15 protein-coding genes are annotated in these 15940 nt (G+C 59.7%); 12 read left to right on the forward strand and 3 right to left on the reverse strand.

Annotated elements, in window-relative coordinates; all coding sequences use genetic code 11:
- A complete protein-coding gene (locus tag M5B44_RS28365) occupies window positions 1-1167 on the reverse strand; it encodes a PLP-dependent aminotransferase family protein (RefSeq protein WP_248741276.1) in 1167 nt (388 codons plus the stop codon).
- A gap of 82 nt (window positions 1168-1249) precedes the next feature.
- On the opposite strand from M5B44_RS28365, the gene M5B44_RS28370 reads away from it, so the two are divergent.
- From M5B44_RS28370 to M5B44_RS28385, 4 genes are all read left to right on the forward strand, one after another.
- The gene (locus M5B44_RS28370; RefSeq protein WP_114881998.1) at window positions 1250-1693 is read left to right on the forward strand and encodes a MarR family transcriptional regulator; all 444 of its coding nucleotides are present in this window, start codon (window positions 1250-1252) and stop codon (window positions 1691-1693) included.
- 198 nt (window positions 1694-1891) lie between these two features.
- Window positions 1892-3241 (forward strand): NCS2 family permease, encoded by a 1350-nt coding sequence (locus tag M5B44_RS28375; protein WP_248741277.1) that lies wholly within the window; start codon window positions 1892-1894, stop codon window positions 3239-3241.
- An 87-nt stretch (window positions 3242-3328) separates the two neighbouring features.
- The gene (locus M5B44_RS28380; protein WP_134825967.1) at window positions 3329-3958 is read left to right on the forward strand and encodes a LysE family translocator; all 630 of its coding nucleotides are present in this window, start codon (window positions 3329-3331) and stop codon (window positions 3956-3958) included.
- Between the two features lie 140 nt (window positions 3959-4098).
- Window positions 4099-5691, forward strand: coding sequence for a hypothetical protein (locus M5B44_RS28385; protein WP_248741278.1), 1593 nt, complete (start codon window positions 4099-4101; stop codon window positions 5689-5691).
- Window positions 5692-5798: 107 nt separating this feature from the next.
- On the opposite strand, the gene uraH is transcribed toward M5B44_RS28385, so the two are convergent.
- Entirely contained in the window at window positions 5799-6152 is a 354-nt protein-coding gene (uraH, locus tag M5B44_RS28390; RefSeq protein WP_011333195.1) for a hydroxyisourate hydrolase, read from the reverse strand.
- Window positions 6153-6581: 429 nt separating this feature from the next.
- On the opposite strand from uraH, the gene puuE reads away from it, so the two are divergent.
- From puuE to M5B44_RS28430, 8 genes are all read left to right on the forward strand, one after another.
- The gene (gene puuE / locus M5B44_RS28395) at window positions 6582-7508 is read left to right on the forward strand and encodes an allantoinase PuuE (RefSeq protein WP_007960032.1); all 927 of its coding nucleotides are present in this window, start codon (window positions 6582-6584) and stop codon (window positions 7506-7508) included.
- Window positions 7505-8020, forward strand: a complete 516-nt coding sequence (uraD, locus tag M5B44_RS28400; RefSeq protein WP_085710634.1) for a 2-oxo-4-hydroxy-4-carboxy-5-ureidoimidazoline decarboxylase — start codon at window positions 7505-7507, stop codon at window positions 8018-8020. Before puuE ends, uraD begins: the two co-directional genes overlap by 4 nt.
- 87 nt (window positions 8021-8107) lie before the next feature.
- Window positions 8108-9103: an allantoicase gene (gene alc / locus M5B44_RS28405; protein WP_085710633.1), complete on the forward strand. Its 996-nt coding sequence runs from the start codon at window positions 8108-8110 to the stop codon at window positions 9101-9103.
- An 81-nt stretch (window positions 9104-9184) separates the two neighbouring features.
- Window positions 9185-9688 carry an ureidoglycolate lyase gene (locus tag M5B44_RS28410; protein WP_027613342.1) on the forward strand — a complete coding sequence of 168 codons (504 nt, stop codon included), beginning with the start codon at window positions 9185-9187 and terminating at the stop codon, window positions 9686-9688.
- A gap of 51 nt (window positions 9689-9739) precedes the next feature.
- Complete coding sequence (locus tag M5B44_RS28415; protein ID WP_248741279.1) at window positions 9740-11053, forward strand: urate hydroxylase PuuD; 1314 nt, start codon at window positions 9740-9742, stop codon at window positions 11051-11053.
- A 169-nt stretch (window positions 11054-11222) separates the two neighbouring features.
- On the forward strand, window positions 11223-12581 hold the full coding sequence (locus tag M5B44_RS28420) for a nucleobase:cation symporter-2 family protein (RefSeq protein WP_085608811.1): 1359 nt from the start codon (window positions 11223-11225) through the stop codon (window positions 12579-12581).
- An 86-nt stretch (window positions 12582-12667) separates the two neighbouring features.
- Window positions 12668-13453, forward strand: coding sequence for an outer membrane protein OmpK (locus M5B44_RS28425; protein ID WP_134825963.1), 786 nt, complete (start codon window positions 12668-12670; stop codon window positions 13451-13453).
- Window positions 13454-13825: 372 nt separating this feature from the next.
- Window positions 13826-14611 (forward strand): outer membrane protein OmpK, encoded by a 786-nt coding sequence (locus M5B44_RS28430; RefSeq protein WP_085710630.1) that lies wholly within the window; start codon window positions 13826-13828, stop codon window positions 14609-14611.
- Window positions 14612-14741: 130 nt separating this feature from the next.
- On the opposite strand, the gene M5B44_RS28435 is transcribed toward M5B44_RS28430, so the two are convergent.
- Complete coding sequence (locus tag M5B44_RS28435; RefSeq protein ID WP_134825962.1) at window positions 14742-15914, reverse strand: patatin-like phospholipase family protein; 1173 nt, start codon at window positions 15912-15914, stop codon at window positions 14742-14744.
- Window positions 15915-15940 lie beyond the last annotated feature (26 nt).

The raw sequence follows: 15940 nt of genomic DNA on the forward strand, positions 1-15940 counted from the left end.
TCATGCGGCCTGCGCGGCCTGTGCCTGGCGCACCACCGCTGCCAGACGTTTGAGGCCTTCGTCCAGGCGAGCCGGGTCGATGTGGCTGAAATTCAGGCGTAGGTGACCGTGATTTCGATCCGGCTCGGGGAAGAACGGCTCGCCCGGCATGAACGCCACATCGTTGGCCAGCGCAGTATTGAGCAAGGTGCGCGTGTCCAGCGGCTGTTTAAGAGTCAGCCAGAAAAACAGCCCGCCCTGCGGCGTGTTCCAGTCCGCCAGATCGGCGAAGTGAGCTTCCAGCGCTGATTGAAAAGCATCGCGACGCTGACGGTAGAAAGCGCGCAGTTCACTCAAGTGCTGCTGATATTTGTCGCTGCCGATCCACTGCAATGCCTGCCACTGACCGATGCGGTTAGTGTGCAGATCCGCCGACTGCTTGAGTTTGAGCAGGTGCGGGAACAGATCCGGGCTGGCAATCAGGTAGCCGACACGCAGGCCCGGCAACAGGGTTTTCGACACGGTGCCAGTGTAGATCCAGCTGGATTTCTTCAGACGCCCGGCAATCGGCTGGGCGCTGCCGCCGTCGAACGTCAGCTCGCGGTAGGGTTCGTCTTCGATCAGGGTCACGCCGAACTCGTCGAGCAACGCCGCAACAGCTTCGCGCTTGGCTTCGCTGTAGCGCACGGCGGATGGGTTCTGGAAGGTCGGGATCAGGTAGATGAACGCTGGACGATGTTGCTCCAGACGCTGGCGTAACTGCGCCAGGTTCGGGCCGTCAGCCTCCAGCGGCACAGTCAGGCAATCAGCGCCAAACAGCTGGAAAATCTGCAACGCTGCCAGATAGGTCGGTGCTTCCAGCAGGATTTCGGTGCCCTTGTCGATGTACAGCTTGGCGGCCAGATCGAGTGTTTGCTGGGAACCACTGACCACCAGCACCTGACTCGCCTCACACGGCAAACCCAGCGCCCTCGCCTCTGCCGCCAGGGCTTCGCGCAATGCAGGCTCACCTTCGCTCATGCCGTACTGGCCGAGAGTCAGCGGCATGTCGGCCCACTCGACCTTCGGCAGCATCGCTTCAGCCGGCAGGCCGCCAGCGAAAGACATGACTTCCGGGCGCTGGGCCGCAGCAAGGATTTCACGGATCAGAGAACTTTTGAGACGCGACACACGTTCGGAAAAAGCCATGGAAGTCACCGCTAGCGAGGCATGAGAAAAATGAGTCAAACTTATTGACTGAAATTACGACACCCTCTCTGGAAACGTCAATATGCTTGACCTTAAAAACTGCGCCAGCCAACAACAAGCCATGGAAGCGTTCTTCTTCGGTTACCAGGCGTTTACCGCCAAGGCTGACGAAATGCTTGAGCGCCGTGGCCTGTCCCGCGTGCATCAGCGCATCGTGTTTTTTATTGCCCGTTATCCGAATTTGAGCGTCAAGGAGTTGCTCGCGCTGCTCGGTGTGAGCAAACAGGCATTGAACATGCCGTTGCGTCAGTTGCAGGAAATGCACCTGGTGGACAGCGTGGCGTCTGAAGAAGACAAACGTAAACGGCTTCTGACGTTGACCGTCGAAGGCGCGAAGTTTGAACAGGCATTGCGCCGCGAGCAGGTGAAATTACTGGAGCGGGTGTTTGCCGAGGCCGGCGAAACCGCGGTGAATGGCTGGCTCGCGGTGAATATGGCGCTGGGGAAAAACCGCTCGGCCGATTGATATAGCGCGATCCTCAAAACTTTCGTCAACAAAACCAAAAACATTATTTGCTTTATTTGTATACAAAAGCATAATCCACTGCGTGCGAGTTCCTGACCGCATGGTCAACAAATTCGCGTATGCCTCAAAGGGCCGCTGCCACCCCCTCATAGGGTCCGGCCCTGGAAATAACAATAAAACTCTTGAGGAGTACTCGCTGTGGAAAGCCGCAAATCCGAAGCATCGACGCTGGAACTCTCGCCGCCGTTACGCAATGGCCTGCTGGAGCGCCTCTTTAAACTCAGCTTGCATGGCACCACGGTGAAGACCGAGCTGATCGCCGGTCTGACAACCTTCATCACCATGGCCTACATCATTTTCGTCAACCCGAACATCATGGCCGATGCCGGGATCGATCACGGTGCAGCCTTCGTCGCCACCTGTATCGCCGCTGCGCTGGGCTGCCTGTTGATGGGCCTGTACGCCAACTGGCCGGTGGGCCTGGCGCCGGGCATGGGCCTCAACGCGTTTTTCACTTACACCGTGGTCGGCACCATGGGCTACAACTGGGAAACCGCCCTCGGTGCGGTGTTCGTCTCGGGCGTGCTGTTCATGATCCTGACCTTTTCGCGGATTCGCGAATGGCTGCTCAACAGCATCCCGGTCAGCCTGCGCTTTGCGATGGGTGCCGGTGTGGGTCTGTTCCTCGGGCTGATCGGTCTGAAAACCGCCGGTATCGTCGTCGACAGCCCGGCCACGCTGATCAAGCTCGGCTCGCTGCGTGAGCCCGGCCCTCTGCTCGCCGCCATCTGCTTCCTGATGATCGCGATCCTCAGCTACCACAAGGTGTTCGGCGCAATTCTCATCAGCATCATCACCGTGACCCTGGCAGGCTGGGGCCTGGGCATCGTGCACTACTCAGGGATCATGTCGACTCCGCCAAGCCTGGCGCCGACCTTCATGGCCATGAACGTCGCCGGCGTGTTCAACGTCAGCATGATCAGCGTGGTGCTCGCCTTCCTTTTCGTACACATGTTCGACACCGCTGGTACTTTGATGGGCGTTGCTCAGCGCGCCAATCTGGTAGGCGCTGACGGCCGTATCGAAAACCTGTCCCGCGCCATGAAAGCCGACTCCGCCTCCAGCGTATTCGGTGCAGTGGTGGGCGTACCGCCGGTCACCAGCTACGTGGAAAGTGCCGCCGGTGTAGCCGCTGGTGGTCGGACTGGTCTTACCGCAGTGACCGTTGGTGTGCTATTTATAGCCGCGATGTTCTTTGCCCCCCTGGCCGGCATGATTCCCGCCTACGCCACCGCCGGCGCGCTGATTTATGTAGCGATGCTGATGATGGGCGGCATGGCGCACATCGAATGGGACGAAGCGACCGACAGCATTCCGGCCATCGTCACCGCGATCATGATGCCGCTGACCTTCTCGGTCGCCGACGGCATCGCGCTGGGCTTCATTACCTATGTCGCGCTGAAGGCCGGCACCGGTAAGTACAAAGAGATTTCGGTCAGCCTGTGGGTGCTCTGCGCGATCTTCATCGCCAAGTTCATCTTCCTGTAAGCAACACGCGGTTCGAGCGTCAAAACAGCCTCACCCTTGCGGGTGGGGCTTTTGCACATTCTTGATAACGATAAAAAGGAGAAAGTGATGAGTCTGGAAACCTGGCTGCTGTTCAGCGGCGCTGCGCTGGTGGTGATCCTGATTCCGGGGCCACTGTCGTTGCTGATGATCAGCAACAGTCTGAATTACGGTCTGCGTCGTTCTTACCCGGCGTTTCTGGGTGGTGTCAGTGCGTCGATCTGCCTGCTCAGCGCTTCGGCACTGGGGCTGGGCGCCCTGCTGCTGGCGTCGGAAAAACTCTTCAGCGCGCTGAAGATCGTCGGTGCAATTTACCTGTTCTACCTCGCCTGGCAGAGCTGGCAGCAATCGCGTCAGCCATCGGTTGGCGCAGAAGTGCCGCAGGCGGCACCGGTTCCACGCTTTCGTGCACTCTTCGGACGTGCATTCATGCTGGGCGCCAGCAATCCGAAAGATATCCTGTTCTTCGCCGCGTTTCTGCCGCAATTCCTCAGCGCCGAACAGCCGTTTCTGCCACAACTGCTGGTGATGATCGCGACCTGGACCGTGCTTGATCTGCTGTGCAAATTGACCTACGGCCTCGGCGCCCACGGTGCCGCGCGTTACCTGCGCAGCGGCAAGGGCCAGAGCTGGTTCAACCGCATCAGTGCCGGACTGTTTGGCGGCGCAGGCGCAGCCTCATTGTTGAGCAGTCACTGAGGCCATCGAGAGCGGGCAACACCCGGCAATATTTCGCCTGGCGCATAGATATATGTACCGCACCTCGCAGCGTTGATTCACCGAACATCCAGCCTCTTCTGGCCAGATCAACGTGAATCGACCTTGCGAGTGAAATACCCATGAGCCCCAAACGCCCAATAAAACCCGGTGCATCGACCACCTCCCCCGAAACGCCTTTCACCCTTCCCGACGTCGGGCCTCCGGCACTCCACAGATTGCCGCTGAACATCGCGCCCCATGGCGAAGACCGAGTATCTGTCGATCACCTGAGGACGTCGGATCAATCAAGCGCCTCCCGGCATGCACCTCTGGAGATCGTCGACCTTCCGGCCGAGACCCATATCACCCCTGTCGTAATCCATGCGCCGATCGAGCACTTTTTCCTTGCGCCCAATCAGCTATCCCGACTTCCGGAGCCGAATGCGCTTTCCGGCATTCGGGAACTCGGGACGCAGAGGCACTTCGTGGATCTTCAGGAGGGGGGAACCGTGTTGCTGGGCATTGATTCGGAAAACCATTTCCGGGCCAGATTGAACAGCGACTACAGACCTTCCGGTCCGCGACTCGAACGGGTGGAAGGTACCCTCACCTGGCGCGTGAAACCCAGCGACGAGAGTGCCGGCGGCGGCGATTCCAGATTGACGCTCAAGCGCCTGCGAAACCCGGATGATGATCCGCAAGACGTTGTCGCGCCCAAACGCTCTTCCACCGCGACGGGTGAGGAATGGTCCGACCCGTGGAAGAAATGGGATGCGCCACCCCAGCAGGCATCCATCGGCAGCATTGAAGTCGATGGCATCCGGTTTCTGCTTGTGCCGCGCGGTACCGACCCGGATCACCCGATCGTCTACATCAAGAATCCGGAACACTGGGTGTATGACTTCGACTACATGGAACGCATCCTCGGCACTGACCTGATGCAGCAACCCAGAGGTGCGATCCGTGTTCCGCCTGCCAATCAGTGGGAGATCGATCCAAACCTGCCCTTTCAACACCCGCTGAAGCAGTACATCGCGACTTATTTTCCACTGTTGTCGGAGACCTCGGTGAACAAGGTGGCCAGACATCAATTCGCACTGGCCAACGATGGGGATATTGCAACCGGCGTGGGTCTGACTCGCCTCAGGCAAACGTTCAACGATTGGAAAAGTGGCAACAGCGCGCCTCGACCTCAGTTGGCCGATCCGTTGCTGATGCTCCCGACTCTCCCGACGTCCAGCAGCAGTCCGGGACTCGCCCGGACCCTGAACCTGCCAGCCCTGACCCCGGAAGGCCCCCTTGAACGACTGGACTTCGACCTGACGAAGCAGGAATGGGACTATTTCAAAACGACACAGACCGGCCTCGAACTCAAACGGCTCATGGCAGACATTCTGAAACGTCAGGGCTATGACGTTTTCACGCCCACGCCTTCGAATGCCTTTCCGGCCCTGGTGTTTCGTCGGAAGAATCATCCCTTGGTCTTTTTCATCAGCCTGCATCGCGTCAGGGGCAAGAAAATTCATCAACCTTTGAATTCCGGCCCCGATGCTGCCGACGCCCGGTTGAACACCCAGGTCGGGTACCCGGCATTGCAGGAAATCCTCCAGGCGCACGCCGAAAAAAGGCTTGCGTGGCTCAAGGGTGGATCTCAGATTCATGCTTCGCAACCGGACAGCATTTTCATCGTCAGGGATGATGAGTCGAGGCTCGGAACGCTTGCGAACCTGTGATCCGGAACGCTTTTGACGAGGCGAAAAAAAGCCCGCAGTGTGAGCGGGCGAAAGACCAAAGAAGCTATATGCGCAGTCGCTTCCCGGCAGGGGCAGCTGCTTGGGGGTCAGCTGCCCCGGTACGTGGAATAGCTGTAAGGCGAGATCAGCAACGGTACGTGGTAGTGATCCTGTTCGGCAGAAATGCCGAACCGCAGCACCACCACGTCCAGGAATGCCGGCTCAGGCAACTGGACGCCACGGGCGCGGTAGTAATCGCCAGCGTGGAACTGAACCTGATAGACACCGGTACGGTAGTCATCGCCTTGCAGCAGCGGCGCATCGACCCGGCCATCGCTGTTGGTAAGCGCACTGGCGACCAATTCCAGGTGCGAACCTTCAACGCGGTACAGCTCGACCTTGATCGAGCTGCCCGGGCAACCGTGTGCAGCGTCCAAAACGTGTGTTGTCAAACGTCCCATTGATTCTGCGCGCCTGCCTGCGTGGAGCAGTCAGACTTCGCGCCTCCCGAAGTCAGTTGAAAGGAGACCGCACCGTTTCGGAGCACGAAAAGCTGCGGCGAGCGACTGATTAAGACACTTTTCAAAAAAATTGTACACAATAAAAACGACATTTTTCCGCTCACCTCCGCCATCCCGCGATTTCCCGGGGATCTGCCCGAGAAGCAAGCATTCATTGAACCCCTGAACCATTAGCTGACTGGTCAGGCAGGTTTCTTGCAGGTTCACGCCGTTAACAGCAAAAGATGACAGCCGGTGAAAAATGCGAAAATTCAGGCTTACAAATTGAGAATAAAGTTGTATACAATCAGCCCATCGCTGTGACGCCAGCCTGCCATCCAAACTTCAGGGCGCCACACAATCTGTCAACGAATAAGAAGGAAGACTGCAGTGAGCGCTGACTACCCACGCGACCTGATCGGTTACGGCAGTAACCCTCCTCACCCACACTGGCCGGGCAATGCCCGCATCGCCCTGTCGTTCGTACTCAATTACGAAGAAGGCGGCGAGCGCAACATCCTGCACGGCGACAAAGAGTCGGAAGCCTTCCTCTCGGAAATGGTTGCCGCTCAACCGCTGCAAGGCGCGCGCAACATGAGCATGGAATCGCTTTACGAGTATGGCAGCCGTGCCGGCGTCTGGCGGATCCTGAAACTGTTCAAGGAATTCGACATTCCGCTGACCATCTTTGCCGTGGCCATGGCCGCCCAGCGTCACCCGGACGTGATCCGCGCGATGGTCGAGGCCGGTCACGAGATCTGCAGCCACGGCTACCGCTGGATCGACTATCAGTACATGGACGAAGCGCAGGAACGCGAGCACATGCTCGAGGCGATCCGCATCCTCACCGAACTCACTGGCGAACGCCCGCTGGGCTGGTACACCGGTCGCACCGGCCCGAACACCCGTCGTCTGGTGATGGAAGAAGGCGGTTTCCTCTACGACTGCGACACCTACGACGACGACCTGCCCTACTGGGAACCGAACAACCCGACCGGCAAGCCGCACCTGGTGATCCCGTACACACTGGACACCAACGACATGCGCTTCACCCAGGTCCAGGGTTTCAACAAGGGCGACGATTTCTTCGAATACCTCAAAGACGCGTTCGACGTGCTTTATGCCGAAGGCGCCGAAGCACCGAAGATGCTGTCGATCGGCCTGCACTGCCGTCTGGTGGGCCGTCCGGCGCGTCTGGCTTCGCTCAAGCGCTTTATCGAATACGCTAAAAGTCATGAACAGGTGTGGTTCAGCCGTCGCGTCGACATCGCCCGTCACTGGCACGAAACCCACCCGTACCAAGGGGCTGCCAAATGAGCACCTTTCAAACCCTGAAACCGTCGACCCTGAGCCGCGACGCCTTCGTCAAAGCCTTCGCCGACATCTACGAACATTCGCCATGGGTGGCCGAGAAGGCCTTCGACCTGGGCCAGGACGCCTCGATCGACCAGATCGAAACCCTGCACCAGCGCATGAGCGACATCCTGTTGAGCGCCGATCACGCCAGTCAGCTGGCACTGATCAACGCTCACCCGGACCTGGCCGGCAAAGCCGCTGTCCAGGGCCAACTGACCGAAGCCAGCACCAATGAACAGGCTGGCGCCGGTATTCACCAATGCACGGCCGAAGAGTTTTCTCGCTTCACCGAGCTGAACGACGCCTACAAGGCCAAGTTCAAGTTTCCCTTCATCATGGCGGTAAAAGGCAGCAACCGGCATCAGATCCTCGCGGCGTTCGAAACGCGCATTCACAACCCGGTCGACACCGAGTTCAAATGCGCGCTGGCGGAGATCAACAAGATCGCCCTGTTCCGTTTACTGACTCTTTAGCGAGCATGGCCCGAGCGTGTCAGACGCGGAGAACGCCCAGGGCCTCGCAAGCATCCCAAGCCACTTATTTAAAGGCAGACAAGAAGAATGAAAGCTTACGCCGTACCTTTCGAGAAGTTCGTCAACCTGGCCGATGCCCGTCTGGGCACCAAAATCATCTCGGTCACCGATGACTGGTTCGCAGACGCCAATCGTCTGTTTCAGCCGACCCCGGCCGTGTGGAAGGAGGGCGTGTTCGACGATAACGGCAAGTGGATGGACGGCTGGGAATCGCGCCGCAAGCGCTTCGAAGGCTACGACAGCGCGGTAATCCGCCTGGGCGTACCGGGTTCGATCAAAGGCGTGGACATCGACACTTCATTCTTCACCGGCAACTTCCCGCCATCGGCCTCGCTGGAAGCGTGCTTCCTGGCCTCGGGCGAGCCGGACGAAAACACCCAGTGGACCGAAGTGCTGTCGGCCGTCGAGCTGCAAGGCAACAGCCACCACTACCACGAAATCAGCAACGACAAGGCATTCAGCCACCTGCGCTTCAACATCTACCCGGATGGCGGCGTGGCCCGTCTGCGCGTGTACGGCATTCCGTTCCGCGACTGGTCGGCAGTTGGCGACAACGAGCAAGTCGACCTGGCTGCAGCCCTCAACGGTGGCCGCGCCCTCGCCTGCTCCGACGAACACTTCGGCCGTATGAGCAACATCCTCAACCCGGGCCGTGGCATCAACATGGGCGACGGCTGGGAAACCGCACGTCGTCGCACGCCAGGCAATGACTGGGTGATCGTCGCACTAGGCCACCCGGGCGAGATCGAGAAAATCGTCGTCGACACCCTGCACTTCAAGGGCAACTACCCGGACAGCTGCTCGATCCAGGGCGCGTTCGTAAAAGGCGGCACCGACAGCCAGATCGAAACCCAGTCGCTGTTCTGGCGCGAACTGCTGCCGAGCCAGAAGCTGGAAATGCACGCCGAACACACCTTCGTCGAGCAGATCAAGGCACTGGGCCCGATCACCCACATCCGTCTGAACGTATTCCCGGACGGTGGTGTGAGCCGCCTGCGCCTGTTCGGCAAGGTCGCCAAGTAAGCGTTGAATCCTGTAAGGGGGGAGCTTGCTCCCTCCTTACACAAAGCAGAACCAACAACACAGAATTCGGAAAAGAACAGCATGCGCACATTGACGATTGAACCGCTGACCAAAGAAGCCTTCGCCCCGTTCGGTGACGTGATCGAAACCGACGGCAGCGATCACTTCATGATCAACAACGGTTCGACCATGCGCTTCCACAAACTGGCGACGGTCGAAACCGCTACGCCCGAGGACAACGCGATCATCAGCATCTTCCGCGCCGACGCGCAGGACATGCCGCTGACCGTAAGCATGCTGGAACGCCATCCGCTGGGCAGCCAGGCTTTCATTCCGCTGCTCGGCAACCCCTTTCTGATCGTGGTCGCGCCACTTGGCGATGTACCTGTATCAGGCTTGGTCCGCGCCTTCGTCACCAACGGCAGGCAGGGCATCAATTACCATCGCGGCGTCTGGCACCACCCGGTGCTGACGATCGAAAAGCGGGATGACTTCCTGGTGGTTGATCGCAGTGGCACAGGCAATAACTGCGATGAGCATTTTTTCAAAGAGGATGAGCGTTTGATCCTCGCCCCCCACCAATAAGAGAAGGTCCGATCACTCGACAACAAGAGTGACGGGCGAGAGGTAAAGACTGTGGAAGCACATCTGTTGGAATGGCTGAACCTGAGCGTGCGCTGGGTTCACATGATCACTGGCGTGGCCTGGATCGGCGCGTCGTTCTACTTCGTCTGGCTGGAGAACAACCTCAACCGCGTCAACCCGAAAACCGGTCTTGCCGGTGATCTGTGGGCGATCCACGGCGGCGGTATCTATCACCTGGAAAAATACAAACTGGCCCCTCCGTCGATGCCGGAGAACCTGCACTGGTTCAAATGGGAAGCCTATTTCACCTGGATGTCGGGGATCGCGCTGCTTTGCGTGGTGTTCTACTCCAACCCCGTGCTCTACCTCGTGGCACCCGGCAGCGGCCTGACCGGCCCTGAAGGCGTGGCTATCGGCATCGGTTCGCTGATCGCCGGCTGGTTCATCTACGACTTCCTCTGCGATTCGCCCCTCGGCAAAAAACCTGCCCTGCTCGGCTTCATCCTGTTCGTGCTGATCATCGGCGCGGCGTATGGCTTCAGCAAGGTGTTCAGCGGTCGTGGTGCGTACCTGCACGTCGGCGCGATCATCGGCACCATCATGGTCGGCAACGTGTTCCGCATCATCATGCCGGCACAGCGCGCACTGGTGGCTGCGATCGCCGAGAACCGCACGCCGGATCCGGCGCTGCCGGCCAAAGGCCTGTTGCGTTCGCGTCACAACAACTACTTCACCCTGCCGGTGCTGTTCATCATGATCAGCAACCACTTCCCGAGCACTTACGGCAGCCAGTACAACTGGCTGATCCTGGCCGGGATCGCGGTGCTGGCGGTGTTGGTGCGTCACTACTTCAACACCCGTCACGACAGCCACAAGTTTGCCTGGACCCTGCCGGTGGCAGCGGTGGGCATGATCACCCTGGCTTACGTCACCGGCCCTGCGCCGATGCCGACCGCGCCGGAAGTGGCCAAGGCTCCTGCGACAATCGAGTACCAGCCGCTGCCGGAAACGGCCCTGGGTGGTGGCGCGAAACCGGCTGAAGCGGCACAACCGGCCGCACCTGCTGCACCGGCCGCTGCTCCGGCTCAGGCGTCCAACGCCGGGCCTGCGTTCGACAAGGTGCACAACGTGATCCAGGAACGCTGCGCGGTCTGCCATTCGGCCAAACCGACCAGCCCGCTGTTCAGCGCTGCCCCGGCCGGTGTGATGTTCGACACCCCCGAGCAGATTCGCCAGAACGCGGCGCGGATCCAGGCGCAAGCCATCACCACGCAGATCATGCCACTGGGCAACATCACGCAGATGACCCAGCAGGAACGTGACCTGATCGGTGCATGGATCGCCCAGGGAGCCCAGACCAACTAAGCAGTAAAAGCATCGCTGGCAAGCCAGCTCCCACAGGGTTTTGCACTGCCTGTGTGGGAGCTGGCTTGCCGGCGAATTGCCGCAACGCGGTTTACCTGATGCAAAGAAACAGCTGTGAGCAACCCGGCAGCTGTTCAATCACAAGAATAAAAAAGATCCGAGGTGTTGCATGTCCGAGCTGTCCAAAGCGCGCATCCCCGACGCACCCGCCATTCAGCGTTTGCCCCTTTTGCAACTGATCCTGGTCGGTTTGCAACATGTTCTGCTGATGTACGGCGGCGCCATCGCGGTACCGCTGATCATCGGACAGGCCGCTGGCCTGAGTCGTGAAGAAATCGCCTTCCTGATCAACGCCGACCTGCTGGTCGCCGGCATCGCCACCATCGTGCAGTCCCTGGGGATAGGCCCGATGGGCATTCGCATGCCGGTGATGATGGGCGCCAGTTTCGCCGCCGTCGGCAGCATGGTCGCCATGGCTGGCATGCCCGGCATCGGTCTGCAGGGAATCTTCGGCGCGACCATCGCCGCCGGGTTCTTCGGCATGATCATCGCGCCGTTCATGTCCAAGGTCGTGCGCTTCTTTCCTCCTCTGGTGACCGGCACGGTCATCACCTCGATCGGTCTGTCGCTGTTCCCCGTGGCCGTGAACTGGGCCGGTGGCGGCGCTGGCGCCGCACAATTCGGTTCGCCGATTTATCTGGCCATCGCCGCTTTGGTGCTGGCGACCATTCTGCTGATCCACCGCTTCATGCGCGGTTTCTGGGTCAACATTTCCGTGCTGATCGGCATGTGCCTGGGCTACGTGCTCTGCGGTGCCATCGGCATGGTCGATCTGAGCGGCATGGCCAACGCGCCATGGGTTCAGTTCGTCACCCCGCTGCATTTCGGCATGCCGAAGTTCGAACTGGCGCCGATCCTGTCGATGTGTCTGGTGGTGGTGATCATCTTTGTCGAGTCCACCGGGATGTTCCTCGCGCTGGGCAAGATCACCGGCCAGGAAGTCTGCCCGCGCATGCTGCGTCGCGGCTTGTTGTGTGATGCCGGCGCATCGTTCGTTGCCGGTTTCTTCAACACTTTCACCCACTCCTCCTTCGCGCAGAACATCGGCCTGGTGCAAATGACCGGCGTGCGCTGCCGTTCGGTGACCATCGTTGCCGGCGGTCTGCTGATCGTCCTCAGCCTGCTGCCGAAAGCGGCGTTCCTGGTGGCGTCGATTCCACCAGCCGTACTTGGTGGTGCGGCGATTGCGATGTTCGGCATGGTGGCAGCCACCGGTATCAAGATCCTCCAGGAAGCCGACATCGGTGACCGACGCAATCAGTTGCTGGTGGCGGTGAGCATCGGCATGGGCCTGATCCCGGTGGTACGCCCGGAATTCTTCGCCCACCTGCCGTTGTGGATGAGCCCGATCACCCACAGCGGGATCGCCATGGCCACCCTCAGCGCGCTGACGCTGAACCTGTTGTTCAACATCCTGGGCGGCGCCGAGCGCGCGGCCATCAACGACTGTCACGCACACCCGCACTGATCCGAAGAGTAAAAAAGGGGGCTCGCCCAAGCCTGCCCCCTCGCGACAGCTTTGCCTCAAACAATAAAAACAAGAGGGAGCAACAGATGACCCGGACTCAAACCAACGTGTTGTTGAGCGGCGGCCTGCTGGCCGCAACACAAGCCATGGCCGGCGATTTATTGCTGTGGCAGACCAACAGCCTGAGCTACCTGTACGGCAAGAACTTCGCGATCAACCCGTCGATCCAGCAGACGGTGACGTTCGAGCATGCCGACAAGTGGAAGTACGGCGACAACTTCCTGTTCGTCGACAAGATCTTCTACAACGGCAAGGAAGACCGCAACAAAGGCCCGCACACCTACTACGGCGAATTCACCCCGCGCTTCTCCTTCGGCAAGATCTTCGACCAGAAGATCGAATTCGGCCCGATCAAGGACGTGCTGCTGGCGATGACCTACGAGTACGGCGAAGGCGAGAGCGAGGCCTATCTGATCGGCCCCGGTTTCGACCTGAAAGTGCCGGGCTTCAACTACGTCACCCTGAACATCTTCCGCCGCCAGACCGAAGGCCCGCGCCCGGGCGATGGTGTCTGGCAGATCACTCCGGGCTGGTCCTACAGCTTTCCTCTGGGCAATTCCGACGTGCTGATCGACGGCTATCTCGACTGGGTCGTCGACAACGACGAGAACTCCCGCGGCACCTATCACGCCAACCTGCACATCAATCCGCAGATCAAATACGACCTGGGCAAAGCTCTCGGCTGGCGCCAGAAGCAGCTGTATGTCGGCACCGAATACAGCTACTGGAAGAACAAATACGGGGTCGAAAGCAGCCACAACCTCGACACCAATCAGAACACCGCCAGCCTGCTGGTGAAGGTGCACTTCTAAGATGACCCGCAACCGTGCCGCCTACCTGTCGTCGGTGCTCTGTTGCGGGGCACTTGAGGCCTGGCCGTTGAGTCAGTATTCTCCGCGGCCTCCTGAATTCGGTCTAAAAAAAAGCCCGGATTTAATTCCTGACCGACGGGCCAACTTATCCCGGCCCCGGTTAGTACCGAGGCGTCCCGAAAACACGCTCAATCGACTGTTTTTCAGCAGCCGACGGGCGTTTTTTTGCTTTTCGAAAAGCCTTGGCTCAGCTCTTGCTAACAGCATTAAAGCTGACCGAATGGATGATTTTTGCGGCAACGAAAAAAGGCGCCACACCAGAGCGCCGACTCAAAAAAATAAACGTGGAATACCTACTTTGGGAGCAACCGAATGAAACGTATGAGCACCAGCCTGATGCTTGCGGGAACCATGCTGGCGGGGGGCCAGGCCATGGCCGACGGCCTGCTGCAATGGCAGAACAACAGCCTGACCTACCTGTACGGCAAAGACTTCAAGGTCAACCCGGCCATCCAGCAGACCGTCACCTTCGAGCACGCCGATGCGTGGAAGTACGGCGACAACTTCCTGTTCGTCGACAAGATTTTCTACAACGGCAAGCCTGACGGCGGCGTCGGCAACAACACCTATTACGGTGAGTTCCAGCCACGTATCTCGCTGGGCAAGGTGCTCGACCAGAAGATCGAATTCGGCCCGATCAAAGACGTGCTGCTGGCCATGACCTACGAGTTCGGCGAAGGCGACGTCGAGTCCTACCTGATCGGTCCAGGCTTCGACCTGGCGATTCCGGGCTTCGACTACTTCCAGCTGAACTTCTACCAGCGTCACACCGAAGGTTCGCGTCCGGGTGACAACGTCTGGCAGATTACGCCGGTCTGGTCCTACACCATTCCGGTCGGCAACTCGAACGTGCTGATCGACGGCTACATGGACTGGGTGGTCGACAACGACGTCAACAGCAAAGGCGAATACCACGCCAACCTGCACTTCAACCCACAGGTCAAATACGATCTGGGCAAGGCGCTGAATTTCGGCGAGAAGCAGCTGTACGTCGGTGTGGAATACGACTACTGGAAAGACAAGTACGGGATCGACGACACCCGTGCTTTCACCACCAATCAGAACGTGACCAGCTTCCTGGTGAAGTTCCACTTCTGATTCGGCGGCGTCCTCACGGACGCCATCGCGAGCAAGCTCGCTCCCACAGGGTCATGGGTCGTTCACAGCTGTTGTGTACACCAAAGAACCTGTGGGAGCTGGCTTGCCAGCGATTGCTGCACCGCAAATTTCAGGCCGGAACCACCGCCTCGCCAATCCCGAGAAACCGGCACAGCTCATCGCGCTTGGCCAGTGCATCGCGCCGCCCAAGATCGATCAATTCGCTGCAATACCCCGCCTCGAACAGCAAGTAACTCAACACCCCTGCCCCGCTCGTTTTAGTCGCCCCCGGCCCGCGCAAGAACAGCCGCAACGCCGCCGGCAGCTCCTGACGATGCCTTGCTGCGATTTCATCGATCGGCTGACTTGGCGAGATCACCAACACTTCCACCGGCGCCACACCCAGCGTGCGTATCGGCGTGCCTTCAGGCATCAGATGGCTGAACTGGTTCAGACGCTGGAGCAGTTCAATATCGCTTTCCAGGCTGTCAATGAAGGTGCTGTTGAGCATGTGCCCGCCGATCTGCGCCAGCGTCGGCTGCTGACCGGTGTAAGTGCGCTCCAGCGGTTGTGCCGGATCGAAACCGCGCGGGTTGCCGCTGACGCCCACCACCAGCACCCGGCTCGCGCCCAGGTGCAGCGCCGGGCTGATCGGTGCCGATTGCCGCACCGCGCCATCGCCGAAGTATTCCTCGCCGATTTTCACCGGGGCGAACAACAGCGGGATCGCCGAACTGGCGAGCAAATGCTCCACGGTCAATTGCGTCGGCACACCAATGCGTCGATGGCGCAGCCAGGCATCGATGCTGCCGCCGCCCTGATAGAAGGTCACCGCTTGCCCCGACTCGTAGCCGAATGCAGTCACCGCCACCGCATGCAACTGCTTGCGGGCGATGGATTCGGCGATGCCGGGCATGTGCAGTTTTTCATTGAGCAGATGGCGCAGCGGCGAGCTGTTGAGCAGCGCCACCGGCAATTGCCGGCCCATGCCCAGCAGGCTGTGACTGACGAAACGGCTGGCCTGGCGGATCACCCCGGGCCAGTCGCTGCGCAGCACGCGATGGCTGCGAAAGCCCTGCCAGAACAGGGTCAGGCGTTCGATGGCAGCCCGAAAGTCAGTGGCGCCGCTGGCCAGGCTGACCGCATTGATCGCCCCGGCCGACGTGCCGACGATCACCGGGAACGGATTGTCCGCGCCCAGCGGCAGCAGTTCGGCAATCGCCGCCAGCACCCCCACCTGATACGCCGCCCGAGCCCCGCCGCCGGAAAGAATCAAACCTGTGACCGGTTCAGCTGGGCTCATCGCAACGCTCCGTGGTGCTTATGGGA

It is taken from the genome of Pseudomonas sp. MWU12-2029 (genome assembly GCF_023242425.1).
In the GTDB taxonomy this organism is placed as follows: domain Bacteria; phylum Pseudomonadota; class Gammaproteobacteria; order Pseudomonadales; family Pseudomonadaceae; genus Aquipseudomonas; species Aquipseudomonas kribbensis.

What these genes read in the sequence shown, in the direction of transcription:
- M5B44_RS28365 (WP_248741276.1), bottom strand. Translation starts at nt 1,167, where the DNA reads ATGGCTTTTTCCGAACGTGTGTCGCGTCTCAAAAGTTCTCTGATCCGT.
- M5B44_RS28435 (WP_134825962.1), bottom strand. Translation starts at nt 15,914, where the DNA reads ATGAGCCCAGCTGAACCGGTCACAGGTTTGATTCTTTCCGGCGGCGGG.
- uraH (WP_011333195.1), bottom strand. Translation starts at nt 6,152, where the DNA reads ATGGGACGTTTGACAACACACGTTTTGGACGCTGCACACGGTTGCCCG.
- M5B44_RS28410 (WP_027613342.1), top strand. Translation starts at nt 9,185, where the DNA reads ATGCGCACATTGACGATTGAACCGCTGACCAAAGAAGCCTTCGCCCCG.
- uraD (WP_085710634.1), top strand. Translation starts at nt 7,505, where the DNA reads ATGAGCACCTTTCAAACCCTGAAACCGTCGACCCTGAGCCGCGACGCC.
- M5B44_RS28380 (WP_134825967.1), top strand. Translation starts at nt 3,329, where the DNA reads ATGAGTCTGGAAACCTGGCTGCTGTTCAGCGGCGCTGCGCTGGTGGTG.
- alc (WP_085710633.1), top strand. Translation starts at nt 8,108, where the DNA reads ATGAAAGCTTACGCCGTACCTTTCGAGAAGTTCGTCAACCTGGCCGAT.
- M5B44_RS28430 (WP_085710630.1), top strand. Translation starts at nt 13,826, where the DNA reads ATGAAACGTATGAGCACCAGCCTGATGCTTGCGGGAACCATGCTGGCG.
- M5B44_RS28385 (WP_248741278.1), top strand. Translation starts at nt 4,099, where the DNA reads ATGAGCCCCAAACGCCCAATAAAACCCGGTGCATCGACCACCTCCCCC.
- M5B44_RS28370 (WP_114881998.1), top strand. Translation starts at nt 1,250, where the DNA reads ATGCTTGACCTTAAAAACTGCGCCAGCCAACAACAAGCCATGGAAGCG.
- M5B44_RS28425 (WP_134825963.1), top strand. Translation starts at nt 12,668, where the DNA reads ATGACCCGGACTCAAACCAACGTGTTGTTGAGCGGCGGCCTGCTGGCC.
- M5B44_RS28420 (WP_085608811.1), top strand. Translation starts at nt 11,223, where the DNA reads ATGTCCGAGCTGTCCAAAGCGCGCATCCCCGACGCACCCGCCATTCAG.